Annotated in this window: 17 protein-coding genes; 6 read left to right on the top strand and 11 right to left on the bottom strand. The window is 45.5% G+C overall.

The features are described 5' to 3' along the window. Positions 1-167: 167 nt before the first annotated feature. The 4 genes from BK120_RS26430 to BK120_RS26415 are packed head-to-tail and all read left to right on the top strand — an operon-like array spanning position 168 to position 4,265. Positions 168-1,712: a spore germination protein gene (locus tag BK120_RS26430; RefSeq protein WP_083682490.1), complete on the top strand. Its 1,545-nt coding sequence runs from the start codon at positions 168-170 to the stop codon at positions 1,710-1,712. Continuing rightward, positions 1,712-2,884 carry a Ger(x)C family spore germination protein gene (locus BK120_RS26425; protein ID WP_076270497.1) on the top strand — a complete coding sequence of 391 codons (1,173 nt, stop codon included), beginning with the start codon at positions 1,712-1,714 and terminating at the stop codon, positions 2,882-2,884. Before BK120_RS26430 ends, BK120_RS26425 begins: the two co-directional genes overlap by 1 nt. 2 nt (positions 2,885-2,886) lie before the next feature. Continuing rightward, a complete protein-coding gene (locus BK120_RS26420) occupies positions 2,887-3,129 on the top strand; it encodes a hypothetical protein (RefSeq protein ID WP_076270496.1) in 243 nt (80 codons plus the stop codon). Positions 3,130-3,155: 26 nt separating this feature from the next. Continuing rightward, on the top strand, positions 3,156-4,265 hold the full coding sequence (locus BK120_RS26415; RefSeq protein WP_076270495.1) for a GerAB/ArcD/ProY family transporter: 1,110 nt from the start codon (positions 3,156-3,158) through the stop codon (positions 4,263-4,265). A 105-nt stretch (positions 4,266-4,370) separates the two neighbouring features. On the opposite strand, the gene BK120_RS26410 is transcribed toward BK120_RS26415, so the two are convergent. Both BK120_RS26410 and BK120_RS26405 read right to left on the bottom strand, forming a co-directional pair. Further along, on the bottom strand, positions 4,371-5,237 hold the full coding sequence (locus BK120_RS26410) for an SDR family oxidoreductase (protein ID WP_076270494.1): 867 nt from the start codon (positions 5,235-5,237) through the stop codon (positions 4,371-4,373). A gap of 99 nt (positions 5,238-5,336) precedes the next feature. Continuing rightward, on the bottom strand, positions 5,337-5,753 hold the full coding sequence (locus BK120_RS26405; protein WP_076270493.1) for an Rrf2 family transcriptional regulator: 417 nt from the start codon (positions 5,751-5,753) through the stop codon (positions 5,337-5,339). A gap of 184 nt (positions 5,754-5,937) precedes the next feature. Between BK120_RS26405 and BK120_RS26400 the strand changes: the two genes are divergently transcribed. Both BK120_RS26400 and BK120_RS26395 read left to right on the top strand, forming a co-directional pair. Beyond that, positions 5,938-6,519 carry a TetR/AcrR family transcriptional regulator gene (locus BK120_RS26400; RefSeq protein WP_076270492.1) on the top strand — a complete coding sequence of 194 codons (582 nt, stop codon included), beginning with the start codon at positions 5,938-5,940 and terminating at the stop codon, positions 6,517-6,519. A gap of 24 nt (positions 6,520-6,543) precedes the next feature. Beyond that, positions 6,544-7,746, top strand: a complete 1,203-nt coding sequence (locus BK120_RS26395; RefSeq protein ID WP_076270491.1) for an MFS transporter — start codon at positions 6,544-6,546, stop codon at positions 7,744-7,746. A gap of 130 nt (positions 7,747-7,876) precedes the next feature. On the opposite strand, the gene gcvPB is transcribed toward BK120_RS26395, so the two are convergent. The 9 genes from gcvPB to BK120_RS26350 form a co-directional block, all read right to left on the bottom strand. Next, the gene (gene gcvPB, locus BK120_RS26390) at positions 7,877-9,436 is read right to left on the bottom strand and encodes an aminomethyl-transferring glycine dehydrogenase subunit GcvPB (protein ID WP_076270490.1); all 1,560 of its coding nucleotides are present in this window, start codon (positions 9,434-9,436) and stop codon (positions 7,877-7,879) included. A 34-nt stretch (positions 9,437-9,470) separates the two neighbouring features. Next, positions 9,471-10,883, bottom strand: a complete 1,413-nt coding sequence (gene gcvPA / locus BK120_RS26385; protein WP_076270489.1) for an aminomethyl-transferring glycine dehydrogenase subunit GcvPA — start codon at positions 10,881-10,883, stop codon at positions 9,471-9,473. A gap of 38 nt (positions 10,884-10,921) precedes the next feature. Then, on the bottom strand, positions 10,922-11,704 hold the full coding sequence (locus tag BK120_RS26380; protein ID WP_076270534.1) for an SDR family NAD(P)-dependent oxidoreductase: 783 nt from the start codon (positions 11,702-11,704) through the stop codon (positions 10,922-10,924). 2 nt (positions 11,705-11,706) lie between these two features. Next, a complete protein-coding gene (locus BK120_RS26375) occupies positions 11,707-14,874 on the bottom strand; it encodes a glycoside hydrolase family 2 TIM barrel-domain containing protein (protein WP_076270488.1) in 3,168 nt (1,055 codons plus the stop codon). A gap of 53 nt (positions 14,875-14,927) precedes the next feature. Further along, complete coding sequence (locus BK120_RS26370) at positions 14,928-15,740, bottom strand: carbohydrate ABC transporter permease (protein ID WP_076270487.1); 813 nt, start codon at positions 15,738-15,740, stop codon at positions 14,928-14,930. Then, positions 15,737-16,714, bottom strand: coding sequence for a carbohydrate ABC transporter permease (locus BK120_RS26365; RefSeq protein ID WP_083682486.1), 978 nt, complete (start codon positions 16,712-16,714; stop codon positions 15,737-15,739). Before BK120_RS26365 ends, BK120_RS26370 begins: the two co-directional genes overlap by 4 nt. Positions 16,715-16,743: 29 nt before the next feature. Next, entirely contained in the window at positions 16,744-18,024 is a 1,281-nt protein-coding gene (locus BK120_RS26360; protein WP_076270486.1) for an ABC transporter substrate-binding protein, read from the bottom strand. A 115-nt stretch (positions 18,025-18,139) separates the two neighbouring features. After that, positions 18,140-19,357 (bottom strand): response regulator transcription factor, encoded by a 1,218-nt coding sequence (locus BK120_RS26355; protein ID WP_076270485.1) that lies wholly within the window; start codon positions 19,355-19,357, stop codon positions 18,140-18,142. Then, on the bottom strand, positions 19,335-21,083 hold the full coding sequence (locus tag BK120_RS26350) for a sensor histidine kinase (protein WP_305953907.1): 1,749 nt from the start codon (positions 21,081-21,083) through the stop codon (positions 19,335-19,337). Before BK120_RS26350 ends, BK120_RS26355 begins: the two co-directional genes overlap by 23 nt. Positions 21,084-21,116: the final 33 nt, after the last annotated feature.

Raw genomic sequence — 21,116 nt, 5'->3', positions numbered from 1 at the left:
TTAAACCTATTATAGTCGTCAATCTCATACATGCAATAAAATATAACAGGTAAACAGAATAGACATTAGCTCTTACTCTCCTCCCAATCCAATGGCAACCGAATATCTTTTCCTCAACAGGGAAAAGATGTAATCATTCGACACTTCACTTCGGATAGGAGACTCGCATGCGGAAACCGCCCAATTTTTCACCTAATCACACTTCATCCGACAAGCCATCTTACCCGAACATTTCTCCCCTTCTGGAAGAAAACTTGAACTCGCTCGAAGGTTTTTTTGCCAACTGCAAAGACTTGAAAATATATCGTTGGAGTTATGGACATGGCTTGGAGCAATCAGCCTTTACCGTCTATTTCGATACGCTAACTAAAACGACCGTTACGAATTTTGCAAAGGATACGCTGCAAAATCTGGTCCCGCATGAGCTCGGGCCTGCCGAGACGGTAACGATTAAAGACGTTATCCATTATTTTGAGAATCATGGCATAGCTTCCCCAAACGTTGAGCTTATGAGCGATATGGAGCAAGCCGTTAGAGGCATACTGGACGGCAAAGTCGTCATTTTTTTTGACGGATGGCCTAAGGCTATCGCCTATTTTGCCCTTGATGTCGAGCAGCGTCAAACTTCCGAGCCCATTACGGAGCCTACCGTTCAAGGCCCGCATGTCAGCTTCATTGAAAGCTTGGACCGCAATATCGGTGTCATTCGAAGCTTGCTGAAATCGCCCGAACTTAAATTTGAGTATTTTATATCCGGGGAGAAGGTTCACAGAAAAGTGTCCTACGGCTATTTGGAAGGCGTCGTAAAGCCGGAGACATTAGAAGCGTTTAAGCAAAAGATTGAGGGTATAGATCAAGAAGAAATGATAGATATTTCCTTTCTGGAAGAGTGGGTTAATGATTCCAACTACTCCCCATTTCCGCAAGTTCGGTATACGGAGCGCCCGGATACGACGGTTACTTCTTTGCTGGATGGCAAAATCATTGCATTAGTCGATGGAAGCCCTTCGGTTCTTATCTGTCCAGGGAAGTTCATTGAGTTTTTTACAAACAGCGAGGATTATTACTATCGGACGATTTTTTCTTCGTTAATTCGATTGATTCGACTGGCTGCGTTCCTCATAGCGCTCATGCTGCCCAGCACTTATATCGCGTTATCAACATTCCACTCCGAACTCATACCGACGGTTCTTCTGCTAGCCATTTTAGATACACGTGAAGGCATCCCCTTCCCGGCTATGATTGAGGCGTTGATTATGGAGTTTTTCTTTGAGCTGCTGCGGGAGGCCGGCATTCGTCTGCCTCGGCCTATCGGTTCGGCCGTCAGCATAGTTGGGGCGCTGGTTATCGGACAAGCAGCTATTCAATCACAGATTGCATCTCCGGTCATGGTCATTGTCGTGGCCTTGACGGGCATCGCTTCCTTTGCGCTCCCTCAATACAACATGGCCATCGCACTGCGGATTCTGCGCTTTCCGTTAATGTTTCTCGCAGCAACGTTTGGAGGGTTAGGCATCATGGTAGGCTTAATTCTCATTTACATTCATCTAGCAACTTTGCGATCCCTAGGTGAGCCCTATCTAGATTCGTTTGCTCCACTGGATTTGAAAAGGCTGCGAGATGCGATTTTCGTGCTGCCTAGACGATTGCTGGTTCATTCGCCTCGGAGTCGACATTTACATAAAAAATCTGCAGGAAGGAAGAAATCATAGTGAAGCCACTCCTCTCCTTTCTCGCTTCATTTCTTGTGCTTTGCTTGATTACTGGATGCTGGGATAATAATGAACTGGACGAGTATGGCTATGTGCAAGCGATATCGATTGATCGAGGCGAAGGTGATTTTGTTGATATTACAACCCATTTTTATAACCCTTCCAGCAAAATGCAATCCGATCCAGCAACGAGTATAGCAGCCAAAGGAATTAATATTCGTACAACGGGAGAAACCTTCTTTGAAGCGATGCGAGAGATCCCTGTAAAATTCGGACGTAAAGCCAAATGGGATCATATGCGTGTCATTATCATCGAAGAGAATTTAGCCAGGACGTTGAACATACGTGAAGTGCTTGATTTTTTCTCAAGAGACCATGAGCCACGGGGCACGATTCTTCCCATCATTGCTGAGAAATCGGCGGCAGCATTTCTCGATATTAAACCGTTTATCGAGCAGACCATTGGTCAACAGTATAGAAAGATGGAGACGACCGGAGCTCTCTATTCCGCGAAAACGTCTAACCTTCCGCTATATGATCTCGCTATTCAGCTAAGCAGTCCCTCCAAAACCTCTGCTATGCCTTACCTGCATAAAAAGAGCTTGGATAATAAAGCGTCAATATCCGGGGTCGCATTGATTCAAGACGGGAAAATGGTAGGGGTTCTTACGGAGAAAGATACCGAAACGCTGATGATGCTGACAGATAAATATAAGTATGGAGTATTTGAGTTTCCATGCATGAATCATGAAAAAAAGAAGCAGATCTACAACAAAGAATCGCTTGAAATAATCAACTTAAACAGTCAATTGGTTTCGAAAGTGACAGATGAGAACATAACCGTCGACATCCATATGACGATTGAAGGTACAACCGGAGAACTGCGATGCTCAGACCTTAAAACCAAGCAAGATATGGAGCGTTTTGAACAAACGATTAAGGAGCAAATCGAACATCAGATTCAACATGCAATCCGTACCTTTAAGGCAAAAAAAGTTGATGTGCTCGGAATCGGTAATCAAATTTATCGGAACAACCCGAAACTATGGAAACAATTAGAACCCATTTGGGATGATAAGCTTGCTCAAATGCAATTTCAAACCCACGTTCAAGTTCATGTGTTAAGTACGGGCATGAACGCAGGTACGATTTTTGGGAAAAAGGAGCACTAGCTGTGTTAGGAAAATTCATCTGCGTCCTGCTGTTAGCATCCGCTATGCTGATCCATGACATCCCGAAAGTGAAAACCGCAAGCAAACGAGATCGGCTTGTGTACATAGCGATGTTGGCGCCGCTCCTCTATCTTGCTGTTATCTTTTTAATAGCTAAGCCATGGCCTAACCTCGATATGATTTTTAATTTATTTACCGAACCGGCTAAACTTTTCATTCGTTGGCTCAATCCCTTGCATACGTGAGTTTTATAAAATTTGGAGGAGACCCCATGAAACAAAAAGAACGTATCAGTTCGATTCAAATGTCCATGCTGTTCCTTTTTTTCATGACAGGCTCCTCCATCGTCATTGTCCCTGCGCCCTTAACAAACATTGCAGGCAATGGAGCATGGATCTCTCTTCTCATCGCCTCGGCGATAGGCATGCTTTTGCTGGCTGCTATTCTTTATTTAAACCGGTTAGCCCCAGAGCTTTCGTTGGTTGAGCAAGGCCGCTCCGTACTGGGAAAGGGACTCACCTTCTTGGTATTGATCCCTTTCACCTTCGTATTACTTTGGAATATTTCGGGTGTTGTCATTGAAATCGGAATCTTCTTCAAGAATACGATGATGAAAGAAACCCCTACCTATGCTGTGAGCACATTGTTTTTCATTATGATCGGAGTAACAGCGATGGCAGGAATCGAGGTCATTGCTCGGATGGCAGCTGTATTAATGTTTCTGATGTTCGGCTGTATTGTTCTTATCTGGATTCTGGTCTCAAACCTGTATAACCCGCAATATCTGCTCCCTGTGATGCCAGATGGAATTGGACCAATCCTGAACGCCTCTTATGTAGTTTATGGTTTTCCCTACTCCGAGATGGTCGTGTTTTCGGTCATCTTATCGTTTGTACGCAAGGATGAGAACGCTCAGCTGCGCAAACATATGTACTTTGCGCTTGTAATCAATTCCTTGACGCTGATTGCCTCGGTCATAAGCAGCATTATGGTACTGGGACCACTGTCCGGTGACTTGAAATACTCTTTGTACCAACTAGCCCGGCTAATATCGTTTCAGGAGGTAATCGAGCGAATTGAATCCATCATCGGATTCTCGCTCATCATCGGCTTTTATTTCAAAGCTTCTATTCTCCTGCTCATCCTGATCAAAATGTTGAAAGAACTTCTAGGCTTGAAAAATGAACGCTTGGTCATATTTCCCGTAGCATTCATTTGCCTCATGCTGTCGTTAACCACCTATACGAAGGAATCTCAATTGGAGGAGTTCGTCAATGTGACATGGCCGCTGCTCAATAATCTTGCCTATACCTTACCCGTTCTTCTGATTTTAGTGCTCACAGTGATTAAGCATCATAGAAAACGGAGTAAGGAGCAATAGTTGTCATTAACTTGTTATTCGAGCTAGCAATTAATAAAAAAGAGGCCGTCCCATCGGTCACTTAAGACCTTCTGGGACAACCTCTAGAATTGATTTACCGCTTAATTATGACTGAATTTCGTTTACGATTTGACGGAGAGCCTCTTCGAGCGGCGTGACTGGACGACCAAGCAGCTTCTGAAAATCATTGCTTTCCACTTCCAATGCTCCATCGCGAATCGCACTTTGTATCTGAACCAGAATAGGAACAACCGGTTCAGGTACACCTGCACTGCTCATGATGCCGGCATAAGTAGCATCATCCACTTGTTGAACAGGAATTTCCCGTCCCAAGACAGCGGCAAGAATGGAAACCAGTTCTTCTTGCGTCGCAAGCTTGCCGGACAACTCATACACGGTATTCTCGTGGCCTTCGCCAGCGAGGACCGCCGCAGCTGCCACTGCATAATCGCGACGCGTTGCCCAGCCTACTTTGCCTGAACCCGCTGATGTCAGCCAAGGCGCACCTCCAAGGACCGCTTGAATGCTGCTGATCTCGTTCTCCAAATACCAGTTATTGCGCAGGAAAGAATAAGGTATTCCTGTGTTCTTAATAGCTTCTTCCGTAGCGCGATGTACTGGTGCAAGAAAAAGCGAGCTCTCGCTTGCATTTCCTACACTGGTATATGCAATAAAACCAACATTAGCGCGCTGAGCGGCTGCTATGGCATCCGCATGCTGACGAATTCTCGTTTCGTTATCGCCGTCAGTGGACACGATCAATAGACGGTCGATACCCGCGAACGCTTTGTCTAACGTTTGTGGCTGGTCAAAATCCCCATGACGTACATCCACGCCCCGCGCACGAAGGTGTTCGGCTTTCTCCGGATTGCGGACGCTGACAGCCAGATTCTCTGCCGGTATAGTCTCCAATAAAGTCTCTACAACAATTGCTCCAAATTTCCCTGTTACACCTGTCACCAAAATTTTCATCGTAATTCCTCCATTTAGTTTAATGTATTATTATTGCCCTTTAGTTATAACCACTTTGGTTACAACTTAGGTATAAAAAAAGCTCTATGAGCTTTTTTGTTACACAAAATGAGCTGCGAGCTGGCTTAAGTTTACTTGAGCTAGCCTTTGTTCCATCGCAGATTGAGCTTCCTTCATTTCCAAACGAAGAGCTGCTTCAATGTTTCGGCCAACCGGACACTTTGGATTCGGATTATCATGAAAATTAAACAGTTGACCATCCTCAATGACTTCCACAGCACGGTAAACGTCCAAAAGTGTGATCTGTTCCCGATCTCTCAGCAAGGAAGCGCCCCCGACTCCTGGTCGAATATCCACCAAGCCAGCCTTCTTGAGCATTCCCATAATTCTGCGGATAATGACAGGATTCGTATTCACGCTGCCTGCAATATAATCACCTGTACAATCATTGGAGCTGACGGCGATTAGAGAAAGGATGTGGACAGCAATGGAAAATCTGCTACTAATTTGTTTCACTTAGCATCACCACCGTTGTAACCATTGTAGTTACTACGAAGCGGATTGTCAATCCTTTAGAAGAAGTTAAGCTTATTATATTCAAAATAAGCTTTTTTAGCCTGCCAAAGCAATTTTCATTTGCATAAGAAAAAAATTTTTGATAATATAACTGACGAACGTTCGTTAATGTGAGGTGATCTTATTGAAAAGCCAAGAAATTAAAGACATTGCTTTAAAATTTTTCACAATTCATGGGTATGAGGGTGCATCTTTGTCTCAAATTGCCGACAATGTCGGAATGAAAAAACAGTCTCTCTATGCTCATTTCAAAGGAAAAGATGATCTGTTCCTACAAGTATTACAAGATGCTAAAGAAGCAGAGGTCTCATCGAAGCTAAACTATTTGAGTAAAGTGGGAACCCAAAATCCTAAAGAGGATTTATTTGGATACCTGCAATTAGTCATTGATTTGTTTCAACAGAGCGAGCAGTTGAAGTTTTGGCTGCGTATGTCTTTTTTTCCGCCTCTCCATTTGGCGCCAGCCATTAATGAGGAAGTATTCGATTCGGAAAATAAGATTCAAACCGTACTCGAAGGCAAATTTCATGATTGGATCGCGGCGAAAGCCATTAGGGAAGATATAGCCTCCATCCCTACGCTTGCTTTCTTAGGTGTAGTTGATTCCATGATGTTAGAGCTTGCTTATGGGAATAATGAAAAACGTCTACAGGATAAATTAAATGCCTCATGGACTGTATTTTGGAGAGGTATTTCACAGCTATGATTTTACAGAGAGAGGTATTACTTCATGAAGAAACCATTGAAAGAACAAAAAACCGTCTTATTTATTCTACTAAGTAATATATTCATTGTTTTTCTAGGCGTGGGACTAATTGTCCCGGTTATGCCATCCTTTATGAATATTATGCATTTATCAGGCCAATCGATGGGTTATCTAATGGCGGCCTTTGCGTTTGCGCAATTACTTATGTCTCCCCTTGCAGGACGGTGGATTGACACTTTCGGCAGGAAAAAAATGATCGTTATCGGCTTATTCCTCTTTAGCATATCAGAGGTAATCTTTGGACTTGGCACACATGTATCCGTTCTTTACTTTTCCAGAATTTTAGGAGGTATTAGCGGTGCATTTATTATGCCCGCCGTAACCGCTTTTGTTGCTGATATTACCTCTGTGGAGGAAAGGCCCAAAGCGATGGGTTATATTTCTGCCGCAATTAGTATCGGTTTTATTATTGGTCCTGGCATCGGAGGTTTTATTGCTGAGCTGGGCGTGCGTGCCCCATTTTACTTTGCAGCTGGCTTCGCATTAATTACCTGTATTTCATCCCTGTTTATTTTAAAAGAACCGCTATCCAAACAGGAGCTTCTGGAAATTAGTCAGCTCAAAAAAGGGACCAACTTTGTATCTGATTTGAAACGATCGCTTCAACCACAATACATTATCGCCTTTATCATTGTGTTTGTACTGGCCTTTGGCTTATCCGCGTATGAAACAGTATTCAGTCTTTTTTCTGATCATAAATTTGGTTTCACTCCTCAAGATATTGCAGCCGTTATTACAATTAGTGCAATCTTCGGCGTTGTCGTTCAGGTCTTTATGTTTGGTAAAATGGTAGATAAACTCGGTGAGAAAAAACTTATCCAAATATGCTTGATTACTGGCGTATTTTTTGCAGTAGTATCCACCATGATCTCCGGCTTTTTAGCTGTTTTGCTAGTCACGTCCTTTATCTTTCTCGCATTTGACCTGCTGCGGCCAGCATTAACGACCTATTTATCCAAAACAGCCGAGAAAGAACAAGGCTTTATCGCTGGAATGAACTCCACCTATACTAGCCTAGGCAATATCGTCGGACCTGCGCTTGGCGGAATATTATTTGATGTAAACATCAACTATCCGTATCTCTTTGCTGCTGTCATCATGTTGATTGGCCTTGTCATTACAATGATGTGGAAAGAAAAACAATCAGCTGGCAGCTTGGCAAAATAATGTATGGAACGCTAATTAAAAACGAACGCATCTTCCTTCTTCACAATACGCATTATAAAAAAAATCCGACGTCTTTTTGAAAGACATCGGATTTTTTTGCAAAATAATAGTTATCATTAATTAGCAATATTTATTCGGGTTGCGTCTTTTTTAAATAAGCCCGCCACGTAATGCACCATTGCTTCGGATCATCAAGGGATGATTCATCATTTCGGTGTACGGTGCTGTTATGCGGAGCAGATTTCACAATATCCGGCTGCGTATAAGCTTCGTTCGAGATATGCTCCAGCGCGTCAATATATTCGTCCAAATCTTCTTTGGAATAGGACTCTGTCGGCTCTAAGGTGAATGGCTGCTTCACGATATACGGATGATGGGAAGTCCAATAATGGAGTCCAAAATCGCACATGCGACGAGTAATATCCTCGGTTGTGACACCCGTTTCCTCGGTAAGCTGCTTCCAGCTGTAACGAACCTGCTCTAGGCGGCGACCTTTGATGTAGGGTGCACTTGCACCGCGAATTTGAAGTATTTTGTGATACAGATAGTTATTGTTAAGCACTGCAGTCTGTGCAACATCCTTTAGACCATCTGGACCTAAACTCATGATCCAAGCATAAGAACGAAGCACCGTTTGAGCAACACCATGGAAGCTGCGCACTTTGCCAATACTGCTTTCTGACTGATTCGCTAATACATACTGGCCATCAACATAATCAACGAGCGGCCCCGGCAAGAAAGGTTTAAGCGCTTCGCTCACGCCTAACGCACCTGTAGCTGGGCCGCCGCACATATGAGGAGCAGCAAAGGTTTTATGCAAGTTGAAGAAACACATATCAAAGCCAGCTTCCTTCGCTCGAGTAATGCCGAGCAAGCCATTAGCATTAGCTTGATCATAGAAGCAGATGCCGCCCGCTGCATGAACCAAATCAGTAAACTCGCGAATACGGTGATTGAAAATACCGGTATCTTCCGGATTTGCTACGACAAATCCAGCGGTCCTCTCCGATATCGCATTTCTCAGCTTCTCCAAATCAGGGAATCCGTCTTCGTCCGGATGAAGCGTAATGATTTTGTATCCTTTAACTGCAGCTGTCGCAGCTTGAGATGGGTGGGAGAAAATTGTTGTAATGATTTCATCCCGTTGATCTCCCTCCCCACGCGAATCATGGTAAGCACGAACGATGGAAGCCATCGCGAGCAAAGCTTGCGTCCCGCTGCTTGGCTGAAACGAGAAGGCATCCATTCCGCTAATTTCACGCATGGCCAGGTCCATTTTATAGAAAATTTCTAATATGCCTTGAACAGAACCTGCATCCTGCAACGGATGGAGCTCCGTCATATGCGGCGTGCGGATCAGCATTTCGTTAATACGCGGAATATATTTCATCGTACAAGTACCTTGACCGATCTCAACGTTCAAATCGGAGCCCAGTGTCTCTTGCGAGAGGCGCAAATAATGGCGAAGTACTTTTGCTTGACCAATCTCGGGAAGCCCTGGCGCACTGCTGCGACGCATGGATGCAGGTATGCGCTGGGTACCATCTCCTACCTCAGCTACAATCCCAGCCTCAGTTCCAGGCGGAATGACACCTCGCTCGCCCTGACGATGGAGTTCAAATATGATCGGCTCATCCCATTTGGCTTGATGGAAATTTCGGACTTTATGGTCCCTGCGAATTCGTTTCATGGCGCTTTCGTCCTTCCTCTGTATAAGTCAAACCTCATTTGCGAACGATCGTTTGAATCGTGTCTGCCAGGCGATCTAGATCAAGCTGCGAATGTATTTCCGTCACGCAGTACAGTGCAGTTTGTCCCCACTGCGGGAAGGCAGCCGACAAATCCTTGCCTCCAAAAATTCCTGCTTCCAAGAGCTGAGCGTTTATCTGAGCGACCGTTAAGCCAGTATGATTAAAATCAACAACAAACTCTTTAAAGAAGGCTGCTTCTCCGAATCGAAGAGTAACGCCTGGAATAGCTGAGAGCTTCTTCGCTGCATATTGCGACTTCTGCATGATCGTCTCTCCGACCTCTTGCATGCCGGTCGGTCCAAGCAAGGACAAGTAGACGCCAGCTGTTATTCCCCACAATGCAGTTTGGGTGCCAACTGATTCCTTCCCTTTCTCACGCAGCGCAAAGGAAGTTCGCTCATATGCCACATCGCCAAAGCCATACTCGCCTTCTACCTCCGTAGGCACAATGCCGAACAATCTTGATGGATACTCCATGACATACTTCTCTTCATCACGGGTTGCAATAAAACCGGCTTGCCCCCCGCCATAATTCATGTGCATTCCGAGAGGCTGCAAATCTCCGCATACGATATCAGCGCCGTACTGGCTCGGCGGCTGAAGAACACCAAGCGAGATCGGATCAACACCAACGATCGAAATCGCATCTACTGAATGCGCAAGCTCTGATATTTCATGCCCTTGATCTTCGATAATACCTAGATAACCAGGATTCTCGAAGTAAACCGCAGCGATATCGCTCGATAGCTTGCTGCGCAAATCATCTAAGCTCATTTTGCCCGTTGCCTCGTCGATTTCAACGAATCGAAGCTCCATCACAGGCGTGCAATAATTGTTGATGATCATCACTTTGTCAGGATCAACCGACCTTGGAAGCAAGGCAACTTTGCGCCCTGTCATGCGCCCTGCCATCCGAATCGAAGTAGATGCAGCTTGCGCCCAGTCAAAAGTAGGGACGTTTACGACATCCATATCAACTAGCTCAGCCATCAAACTTTGATACTCAAACAACGTTTGGAAGCGCCCATGATCTTCATAGGGTTCACCTGCATAAGCCGTTACAAATTCGGAACGCTGATTGATCTCATCACAGACAGCTGGAACAAAATGCTGCCAGCAGCCCGCACCTAAAAAATTCAGATATGCTGCACCATGCTTATTTTTTGCAAGCAGGCCATCGATATGACGGCGCAGCTCATATTCCGTCATCGCTGGAGGAAGGTTCATCTCATGATTCAGCTTTAAGCTCTCTGGTATGCCGTCGTGAAGCTGGTCCATCGAGGTGAGTCCAATTTCCTTCAGCATCGCTTCGCGAACTTCAGGTACAGTATTCGGTATATAAGGATGGGCATACGTTCTGTTCTTAGGCAAAATAAACGCCTCCATTCATCGTTGTCAGAATTAGTTGTATCCTTTAGCCGTTCTTAAGCAATACCGCCGCCATCCACAACGAGCACGCTTCCTGTTACCCAAGAAGACATATCGCTTGCTAAGAACAGAACTGCATTCGCAATATCACGCGGCGTTCCAAGCCTTTCAAGCGGACGACCGCTGGCAGAGGCGACAAGGAATGCTGCCTCGTCCTGCTGCAGCTGCTTTGCTTCATCGCGCAGGAGCGGAGTATCTGTATCCCCTGGTGAAACGCAGTTTACACGTATATTGGCGATTCCGTGATCGATAGCCATCGCCCTCGTCAAATTCACGACGCCAGCCTTGGCTGCGCAATAAGCTGCAGCCCGATCTCCGCCTTTTAGACCCCAGCCCGAACCCGAATTAATGATACTTCCTCCACCGCTGCGTTCCATGATAGGAATGATATATTTCGAGAGCAGATAGACACCCTTCAAGGAAACATCCAAAACGAGATCCCAGTCGCGTTCTTCCAGCTCTACGACAGTCTTGCGTCGAATAACGCCAGCATTGTTGAACAAGATATCTACTCGGCCATGAGCAGAATCAATTTCTGCTGCTGCACGCTGGCAATCTGCTGAAGAGGTCACATCACAGCGCTGAAAGCTCGCTTGGCCTCCCTTTTCCCTTATACCTTTAACCGCCTGCTCACCCATCGCCTCATTAATGTCAATAAGGATAGCAGCTGCACCGAAGCTGGCAAGAAGTTCAGCTGTCGCAAGTCCAATTCCAGAGGCGCCTCCGGTGATTACGGCTACTTTTCCCGATAGATTAAGCATGTCTTGTGTATGAAGCATCATTATTTCTCCTCCTGTTGTAGTAGATTCGCTTCCTGTCTCATGTGATGGCTGAGCCTCTCGGGAGCCGTATCTTCTGAAAGATAAGGCTTCAGCAGCAGTCTGAAACGGAATTCCTCTGCCGCAACTTTGTTTTCCATTGATTGAGAAGGTCCACAGCTATTGCTGCCAAGACCATTCTGGCGATAATCCAAATTAAGTGTAATAAAATCCCGCGGAACAAGATCACTCGCATGCTGCGCTGCTTCTAAGTCGCCATCCGTATAACGTCGAGCACTGAACTCAAGCGCCTTTACACCTGCCGCCAGCAGCCCAATTCCACTGCCGTCTGTAATAGATACAAAGCGAACATCCATACGATTCCCGTTCTCTTGTGGATAGATATATGGGGTAAATAGTTCATCAACTGACTTGGTATACACACCAAATCTTCCTGCTTCCTTGCTGTCGGAATAATTTTCTCCCGGACCACGGCCATACCATTTGACTGTATCCATTTCTGATGGCATTTCCAATTGAAATCCAATCTTAGGAAGCATAGCAGGCGGCTTGCCTTCAGGTACGCCATGCACATCAATAATGATTAAGCCTGTGCCTGTTACAGTGTAAGTCGTTTCACAGCGGAAGCCCCAATCATAGACAGGCGGAGCAATTCGGGAGGACCATCTGATCCGAATCGTCCCTTCATTTAATCGCTCCCAATGGCAATCATCGATTCGTTCCGTCAATTTATCGAGATGCGCCTTGCGCCAATCGGGCAGGACATACATATCGTTGTCAATCGGGGCTCGCCAGAAGTTGAGACGCGGCCCTTTATTTATTAACTCTTGTCCGTTTATTCGGAGTGAGCTGATCCCTGATTGCCGTGAATCGATTACCAAATTGAAATAATCGTTCCCAATGCTAATCTGTCGTCCGTCCTCCATGCACGATAAGCTAGGAATAGGTAGACTTACGGCTGCTGCCAAAGTCAATCCTTCATTAGCGTAATCCCCGTCAGCTCGGGTTGTTGAGCAGCTCCGCGCAGGTTCAATAGCAAGCTGAGCCCATGCGATCTCATGCCCTCGCTCTCCCCAAATACAAGATGCTGCAAGCGAGAAGCCGATATTCAGCCAGCGCTCCGCTCCTTCCACTGAGAGGGTCAACTGCGAATCATTTCGCATAGGAATACGAAGTTCTGCACTTTCACCGGGTGCTATCCTAGGCAGCGAAAGTACACCACTTTGGACAATCCGTCCTTCTACTGTCACATTCCAATCTGCATATAGATGATCCAGCGTTAGGAAGTCATACCGATTCGTAATTCGTATACGATCATTATTTATATACAAGACTCTGACAGGCTCGATAATCTTCTTATATTCAATGAGTCCGGGTGAAGGCGTTCGATCTGGTCGAACAAGTCCATCAATAACAAAATTGCTGTTGTTAGGAACATCGCCATAGTCTCCACCATAAGCATAATCAACTTTGCCATCGGCTGTTTTCCTGCGAATGCCGTGATCGACCCATTCCCACACGAAGCCGCCCTGCAATCTTCGATAAGCATCAAAGGTATCAAAATAGGGTTTGAGACCGCCTGGACCATTCCCCATCGCATGAGCGAATTCACATAGGATATGCGGCTTCGGATGATCAACCAGCTGTCCAAAACCTTCCATCTTCTCTACGGAGGAGTACATCGTGCTCACGATGTCGCACACTTCCGCTTCACGATCCTCTTCATAGTGAATAAGGCGGGTCGGATCGTTTTGTTTGCACCATTCCGACATTGCCCGGAAGTTGCAGCCAAAGCCAGATTCGTTGCCGAGCGACCAGAACAGAATGGAAGGATGATTCTTATCCCTCTCCACCATACGTCTCATCCGCTCCACATACGCTTCCTGCCATGCTGGGTCATCGCTTAGCTTAGCAATATTGCCCAAAAGCTCGAAGCCATGTGTCTCTAAGTCCGTTTCTTCCATAACATACAAACCGTATTCATCACAAATATCATAAAATCTCGGATCATTCGGATAATGTGCCGTTCTAACCGCATTAATGTTATGCTGTTTCATCATTTTCACATCTTGAACCATCGTCGATAGGGTGACTGTTCGTCCCGTATCAGGGTGATGGTCATGACGATTTACGCCTTTGAGCAAAATGGCTTTGCCATTCACCAGAAATTGGCCGTCCTTTACTTCTATCTTCCTGAAGCCCACCCGCTGAGCAACGGTCTCGATCATTTGTTCATTCTGATCCACAATACTAATTGTCAGATGATACAAAGCAGGAGCTTCCGCGCTCCAAAGGGCTGGCTTCACAATTGGCATGGCAAAACTTGCTACGAAAGTCTGACCATCAGCAGAAGCGATTGGATTCATCGCTGAACAAACAAATGCGCCTTCAGGGCCAAGCAGCTCCAGCCGAACTTCACCTTGCAGATCCTCTCCACTCAGTTCCACCTGTACCGATAACATCCCATCGCAATATTCACTATCCAAATCGGTAACTACTCGGTAGTCCACAATACGAACCGCTGATGGCTCCGAAATCAAATATACATCTCGAAAAATACCGCTCATATACCACATATCCTGATCTTCCAAGTAACTGCCGTCCGACCACTGGTATACACGAACAGCTAGACGGTTGATACCCGGCTTCGCATAAGGCGTCAAATCAAACTCCGATGTCAATCGGCTTCCTTGGCTGTATCCCACGAATATCCCGTTAACCCACAAATGAAAGGCACTATCTACGCCATCGAACTTGACGGCAAGCTTTCTTCCATCCCAATGTGCAGGCAGCACGAATTCTCTTATATAGCTGCCTGTTGGATTATCATTGGGTACATGAGGCGGATCGACAGGGAATGGATAATACAAGTCTGTATAATGCGGATTTCCATAACCTTTCAGTTGCCAATGACTTGGAACCTGAATATCATCCCAGCTGGATGTATCATAATGGTCTTCATAAAATCCATCCGGTGCCCACTCAGGCCCCTTCGCATAATGAAACTTCCAACTGCCATTTAATGAGCGGAACCAAGGGGAGCTCCCTCGGTCATAGCTCAAAGCTCCAGCACGATCGGAATACGGGATAAAATATGATCGGCTTTTCGCACGTCCACGTGCAAGTATGGCAAGGTTATCCCAATCGCGTTCTATTTTCTCGTTTCGCATCGATGCCGCTCCTCTCCTAAACCTATCTCTATCACTCTATCTATTCATGCTGCCTATCCCTTAATCCCCGTACCTGCTATTCCACCGACAATATAACGCTGTGCGAAAAAAAATACAGCGAGCGGAGGAATCGAGATGAGGCAAGTAATCGCCATAATCGACTGCATATCGACGCCGAACATGCCCTTGAACTGTGCTAATCCGAGCGTCAGTGTGTACTTTGACTGATCATTAAGGAAAATAAGCGGCCCCAGATAATCATTCCAGCAGCTCATAATTTGAAACACAGCGACTAAAATGAGCGAAGGTCCCATGAGCGGCACTATAATCCGCACAAGAATTCCAAATTTGCTCGCCCCATCTATAGTTGCCGCCTCATCAAGCTCACGCGGAATCGTAAGAATAAACTGCCTCAGCAAAAATATGAAGTAAGCTGAACCGAACCAAGAAGGTACGATAAGCGGTTTGAGCGTATTAATCCATCCCAAATAGTTGAACTCCATATACTGCGGAATCATTGTCACTTCCCAAGGAACCATCATCGTCGCTAGTACAACTAGGAAAAGGAGATTGCGACCCTTAAAATCAAATCTCGCGAACCCGTAAGCTACTAGAGTACAGGATATTAACTGGCCAATCGTAGACAACGAAGTTACGATAAGCGTATTTTTGAGAAATAAGTTAAAAGGTTGCGTTGTCCATGCTTCCGCAAAGTTGCTGAATTTCCAAACCGAAGGAATCCATTTTGGCGGAAAAAGATACAGCTCCGTCTGCGACTTAAGAGCGGTCGTTAACGCCCAAAATAACGGGGCAGCGAACATCAGCGAGCAGAAGATCAACAGCGAATAAACGATGATCCGCCTCATACGGATCTCCCCTTTCCACTGGACTTTGATTTCTTCTCCGGCAAACGTTTCATTTCACCTTCATAGAACACCCAAGCCTCTGACGACTTGAATACAAAAAAAGTCAATGTGAGCACAATGAGAAACATAAACCATGCATTTGCAGCAGAGTAGCCCATTTTGAAAAACTTGAACGCATTCTCATACATGTACATCGCATAGAAGTACGTAGATTTCATAGGGCCTCCGCCCGTGAGCAATAACGCGAGAGTGAGCTGTTGAAACGCCGCTATAATAGAAGTAATTAGGTTGAACAAAATCGTCGGCGTTAGCAGCGGAATCGTTACGCTGATGAACTGCCTAATCATACCCGCCCCATCAATCGATGCGGATTCATAAAGATCCTTTGGAATCCCTTTGAGCCCAGCGAGAAAGACGAGCATCATTGCGCCTTGTCCCCATAGGCTTGCGACAACCATGGCTACGAGAGACCACTGTGTTTCATTCAGCCAGTCCGGGCCTTGTACACCGACGAGTGACAGAAAATAATTCAATATGCCGTAATCACCGCTGTAAACCCAAGACCAGATCATTGCTAAAGCAACACCTGAAATAACAGAAGGCAAATAAAATGCTGTTCGAAAAATCGCACTGCCCCGTGTCTTCTGGTTAAGAAGAATCGCAAGTCCGAGCCCAACTGCAATATTGAGCGGAACAAATAGCACTGCAAACTTAATCGTGACGCCGAATGATTTCCAAAACAACGGATCATCTGTAAACATTTCTACATAATTGCCAAATCCAATAAATTGCACCTTGCCCACGATCGGCCAATCAAAAAAAGAAATAATAAGTGAAAACAACAACGGTCCCAAAGTAAAAACGAGGAATCCGAAGATCCATGGAAAAATGAAGAGGTAGGGCACAGCCCCACCCCATCTGCGTTTCAGGCTGGCTGAATGTTTTCCTGCTGTCTGTGGGTAGGTCTGAGCCATCTCCTAACCTTCTTTCTGCAGCTATAATGTTATTTCAAGTAACGCTCGCTATCTTTTACCGCCTGATTCAATGCTTCCTGCGCATTACTGCCATGCATAACTGCTTCTACTGCCGCGGAAAGCTGTCTATTCACTTCATTCCACTTTGCGTTAAGCAGGAAAGCCGGTGTATTATCAGAACGTTCAAGCATCGTATAGTACGGCTTGTACAGAGGATCTTGATCTTTTTTGAGCTCTTCCACGACGCTTAATCTTACTGGCAAATCAGCTACGCGCATCTTGATCGCTTCGTTCGATACATAATATTTGATAAATTCCCAAGCCAAATCCTTTTGCTTGGAATCCTTCGCAATGGACAGCGCAGATTCTGCGACAACGCCTTTAACCTGCTTGCCTGGAAATGCCGGCATCTCCACGGTGCCTACATCAATGCCAGCTTGCTTGAAAGATTCGAGCGGCCAAATTCCGCTCTCCCACATAGCGATTTTGCCAGCTTTAAAAATATCCTCGCCGCTTTGTTGACCTTTACCACCTGCAAGCACGGCAGAGCCGTTCTTTAACATGTCGCCAAACATTTGAATCACACCTGCTGTTTCGCTGCTGTTCATGTAACCGTCTATTGTTTTACCGTCATCCGATATATAGGAGCTGCCATTGCTCCATACAAACCCTTGCAGATCATAAGTGTCATTCTCAGCCCGAACTCCGAAGCCATATTGCTTCTTTGTTTTGTCCGTCAGTTGCTTCGAGATTTCTTGGAACTCATCCCATGTCCAGCCATCCTTCGGATAAGGAATCTTCGCATCATCAAACATTTTCTTGTTGTAGTACACAACACGTGTCGTGAAACCTGCCGGAATGCCATAAAGGTTGTTGTCAATTGTCGCGTAATTAAATAGGCCGCTGTAGAAGTCATCCTTTTTCAGGTCCGCATCACTGTCTGCATAGCTGTTAAGCGGCTCAAGCGACTGGTGATAGGTTGGAAAATCCCACATGTACATGACATCGGGAGGATTTGTAGCCCCGAAGCCTGCAGCCAGCTTTTGGTCAAATCCATCTGCGTAAGCCTCTACTTGAACCTTCGTGCCAGGATGATTGGCTTCGAACTTCTTAGCGATATCCTGCTCAATCTTGAGCGCATCCCCAGTATCCCATGTAGCGAATCGAAGCGTTTTCAAAGCTGTAGAACCTTTTTCATTATCAGGCTTCGCAGTCGTGCCATTTGTACTTTCGTTATTACCTGAACATGCAGCAAGCATTGTCACAGTCATAACCGTCGTAACAATAATAAGAGAAATTTTGTTCTTCATTCTGGCAGCTCCCCTATCCGTGTAGTACTTCGTAATTGAACTGCTTTCATCTTAATAAAAATGAAAGCGCTACAAAACCGTTAAACATTCGAATGTTGGTGTGGTTTTGTTCGATTTACTTGGGAAGGTGCACATCTGTTTGGAGCGTACTGCCTTTTTGTTGGGTACGGTAGTAGCTGGGCGTTTGCCCCGTGCAGCGCTTGAACCATTTACTGAAATATTTGCTATCGCCAAGCCCTGTACGCTCGGCTATGTCCTGCATCGTAAGCGTCGTTTCTTTCAATAACACATATGCCAATTTCAGCTTGCGTTTATACTGATAGGCGACAAAGCTGTCCCCTACTGCTTTTTTGAACAGGATCGAGAAATGGCTGCGGCTGAGGCCGACCTGTTTGGCCACGTCGCTGACTGACCAATCTGCCGCTGGGTTATCATGCAGCAAGTTAACTGCACGCCAAATTGCCTCCGGCCAATCCACTGCGGATACGCTGTGGGCTTTCTCCAGTTCTGCTTCTTTATGAAGCGCTGACCATGCTTGAAGTCGTTCATCCGCATGCATGAGCGGCCCTCTTTTGGCCCACTGCAGCTTCGTATTCTTGCTCTTTTGCTCCACTAGCAGCATGTCCAAGACATTTAATTTAGATTGCGGGACGATACAGTAGCAGCGTTCCTCCCCATAAGGAATAATCGTCCCTTCACAAATCCTTTGATCCTCGTATGTCACTTTCTTCAATAGGTCAAGCCAGGATGACTCGCAGCCTGAAGTCTTGACCAAATAGATATAGACAGGCTCGCCATGGAAAGACCACTCCTCGCAAGTACGTTTCTCCATCTCGCCAATAAATTTATTGTTATGTCCATTCAACCAAGCGTACAACAGGGTACTCAAGCGTTCTCCTTGATCAATGCCATTTTCTTCAGGCACCGCGGATTCCGAAGCCGCCCCCAGTTCAATCTGGAACTTCGCCAGCATTCCTTCCAGCTCTTCGTCCTCGAAGGCGGTTTTGAGCAGATAACCTGATGCACCCAGCTTCATGCCCTGCTGCGCGTATTCAAAATCCCGGTGGCAGCTGAGTAAAATTATTTTTGTATGAGGAGCCTTCTCCTTTACTTTCCGTGATAATTCGATGCCATCCATCTCGGGCATGACAATATCTGTTATGAGAACTTCAGGCTGATGTTCAAGAAAAGCATCCCAGGCTTTGCGGCCGTTTGGAGCGTCAGCGACCACTTCCATACCATATTTATCCCAAGGAACGGTTGAACGAAGTCCTTTGCGGACAATACTTTCGTCATCTGCGATTAACACCTTAATCATTTTGGTTGCTTCCATGCAGGTTATCCTCCTTTTTGGGCCATTCAATGATGATCGTAGTCCCTTCACCCTGAATCGATTGTACGGTTAACCCATACTGCAGGCCAAAATGCAGTTTGAATTTCTGATCGGCATTTTGCACTCCAAGTCCTCCTCGGCCCTTGCGATTCGTCATATTGGGCAATAGTAGAAGCTTTAGCTTATCTGGTGAAATGCCAGCTCCGTTATCAGATAAACTAAGCAATAAATGATTTCCTTTCTCCTGTACAGTCAAACGGATCACACCCATGCCATCCTCGAAGCCATGGAAAAAAATATTTTCGAACAATGGCTGCAGCGTCATTCGAGGAATCAGATAGCGTTTCAAATGCTCCTCGCATTCCAGCTCATACTCGAACGTGGAACCGTAGCGCACTTCTTGAATTTTCAAAAAATGATCAATCATCCGAAGCTCACGTTCCATAGAAATCAACTCTTGTGAGATATCCAAATTACCCTCAAGCACCATCGTAAGGTGATACAGCATCTGACGGATATCTTCTGCTCCTTGCAGCCTTGCTTTCCATTGAATCGAATTAAGCGTGTTAAACAGTAAATGTGGATTAATTTGATAATGGAAAGCCTTAAGCTCCGCCTCCTTCTTCAGTCGCTCGCTCCGTTCAACTTCGCCAATTAACGATTGTATCCCGCTGACCATATTATTAAAGCTTGTATCTAGGATGCCTAGCTCGTCATGGGATTCAACCTGAGTCCTTGTATGCAGCTTTCCGAAGCTTACCTTCTGCATCGCATCCTTAAGGCGGCGAATCCGTGCGGTAAACCGGGAAGAGAACAAGTATGCAAGTCCAAAGGCCAGCAGACAGGAGCCAAAAGCGACGATGACGGTATTCGAGCGTATAATGTCGGAAGAGCGATAAAAGGATGCAGCAGGCAATCTTGCCTCAATGCTCCACCCATTAACAGCAAGAGATTTAGTCCATAAGATGTCACTCTCTTTGGGCTCGAAGTCAGTTGCCGTCTCATAGATAATTCTTCCCTGTGGATCATCAATTTTGAGATGTGCCTTCGTATCATTCTCGAACAGCTTGAACATATGAAGCAGATCTTCGGCATTTTCTTCGATTAAAATTTTACTGCCTCGCAGCGCTCCGTAAGGACTATTAACCGGTACTGCCAAGCCAAGCAATGAGATCCCGTTCTCCATCGTTTCGCCCATAGCATGGTTCTGAGAGTAAAATCCTAACCAATACTTGCCGCCAATCGAATGGATCATGGCTTGCCATGCGGGAATAAGACTGAGCTTGGATACATCAAGATTATTTTCGCCATAATAATAGCCGGAACTGGTAATAATATAGATTCCAATCGTCCGATCGGATTTAAGCGCTTTCAAAAGTGCTTCGAAATCATTTTTATCCATGATATCTTTATACGTTGTCGGCACGCGATCACTTAGATCAACGCGCGCAGGATCAAGCAAATAGGAATAAATAGTTTCTGTTGTCTGATTCATTCGATTCAAATAAGAGCTCATCTGCTGTTCCAATTGAGCCACTGCATTATCTCCATATTTGCCAAACTGAGAATTAATGACCTTCGCGGATTGGTAATAAGACAAAGCTCCAAGCGAGAGCAGCGGAATAATGGTCACAATGAGAAAACAGAAGAGCAGCTTGGTTCGTATGCTCCGGTAAGAGCCAGACAAAAGAGGAGTTTTGAGTTTCTTAAGTATATGATTCATCATAATTACATCCTTCCTCCTCCACTCCATAATACT

The sequence above is a fragment of the Paenibacillus sp. FSL A5-0031 genome, from assembly GCF_001956295.1.
In the GTDB taxonomy this organism is placed as follows: Bacteria; Bacillota; Bacilli; order Paenibacillales; family Paenibacillaceae; genus Pristimantibacillus.
The sequence above is the reverse complement of the archived record's forward strand: the minus strand, read 5'-3'. Positions and strand labels throughout refer to the sequence as shown.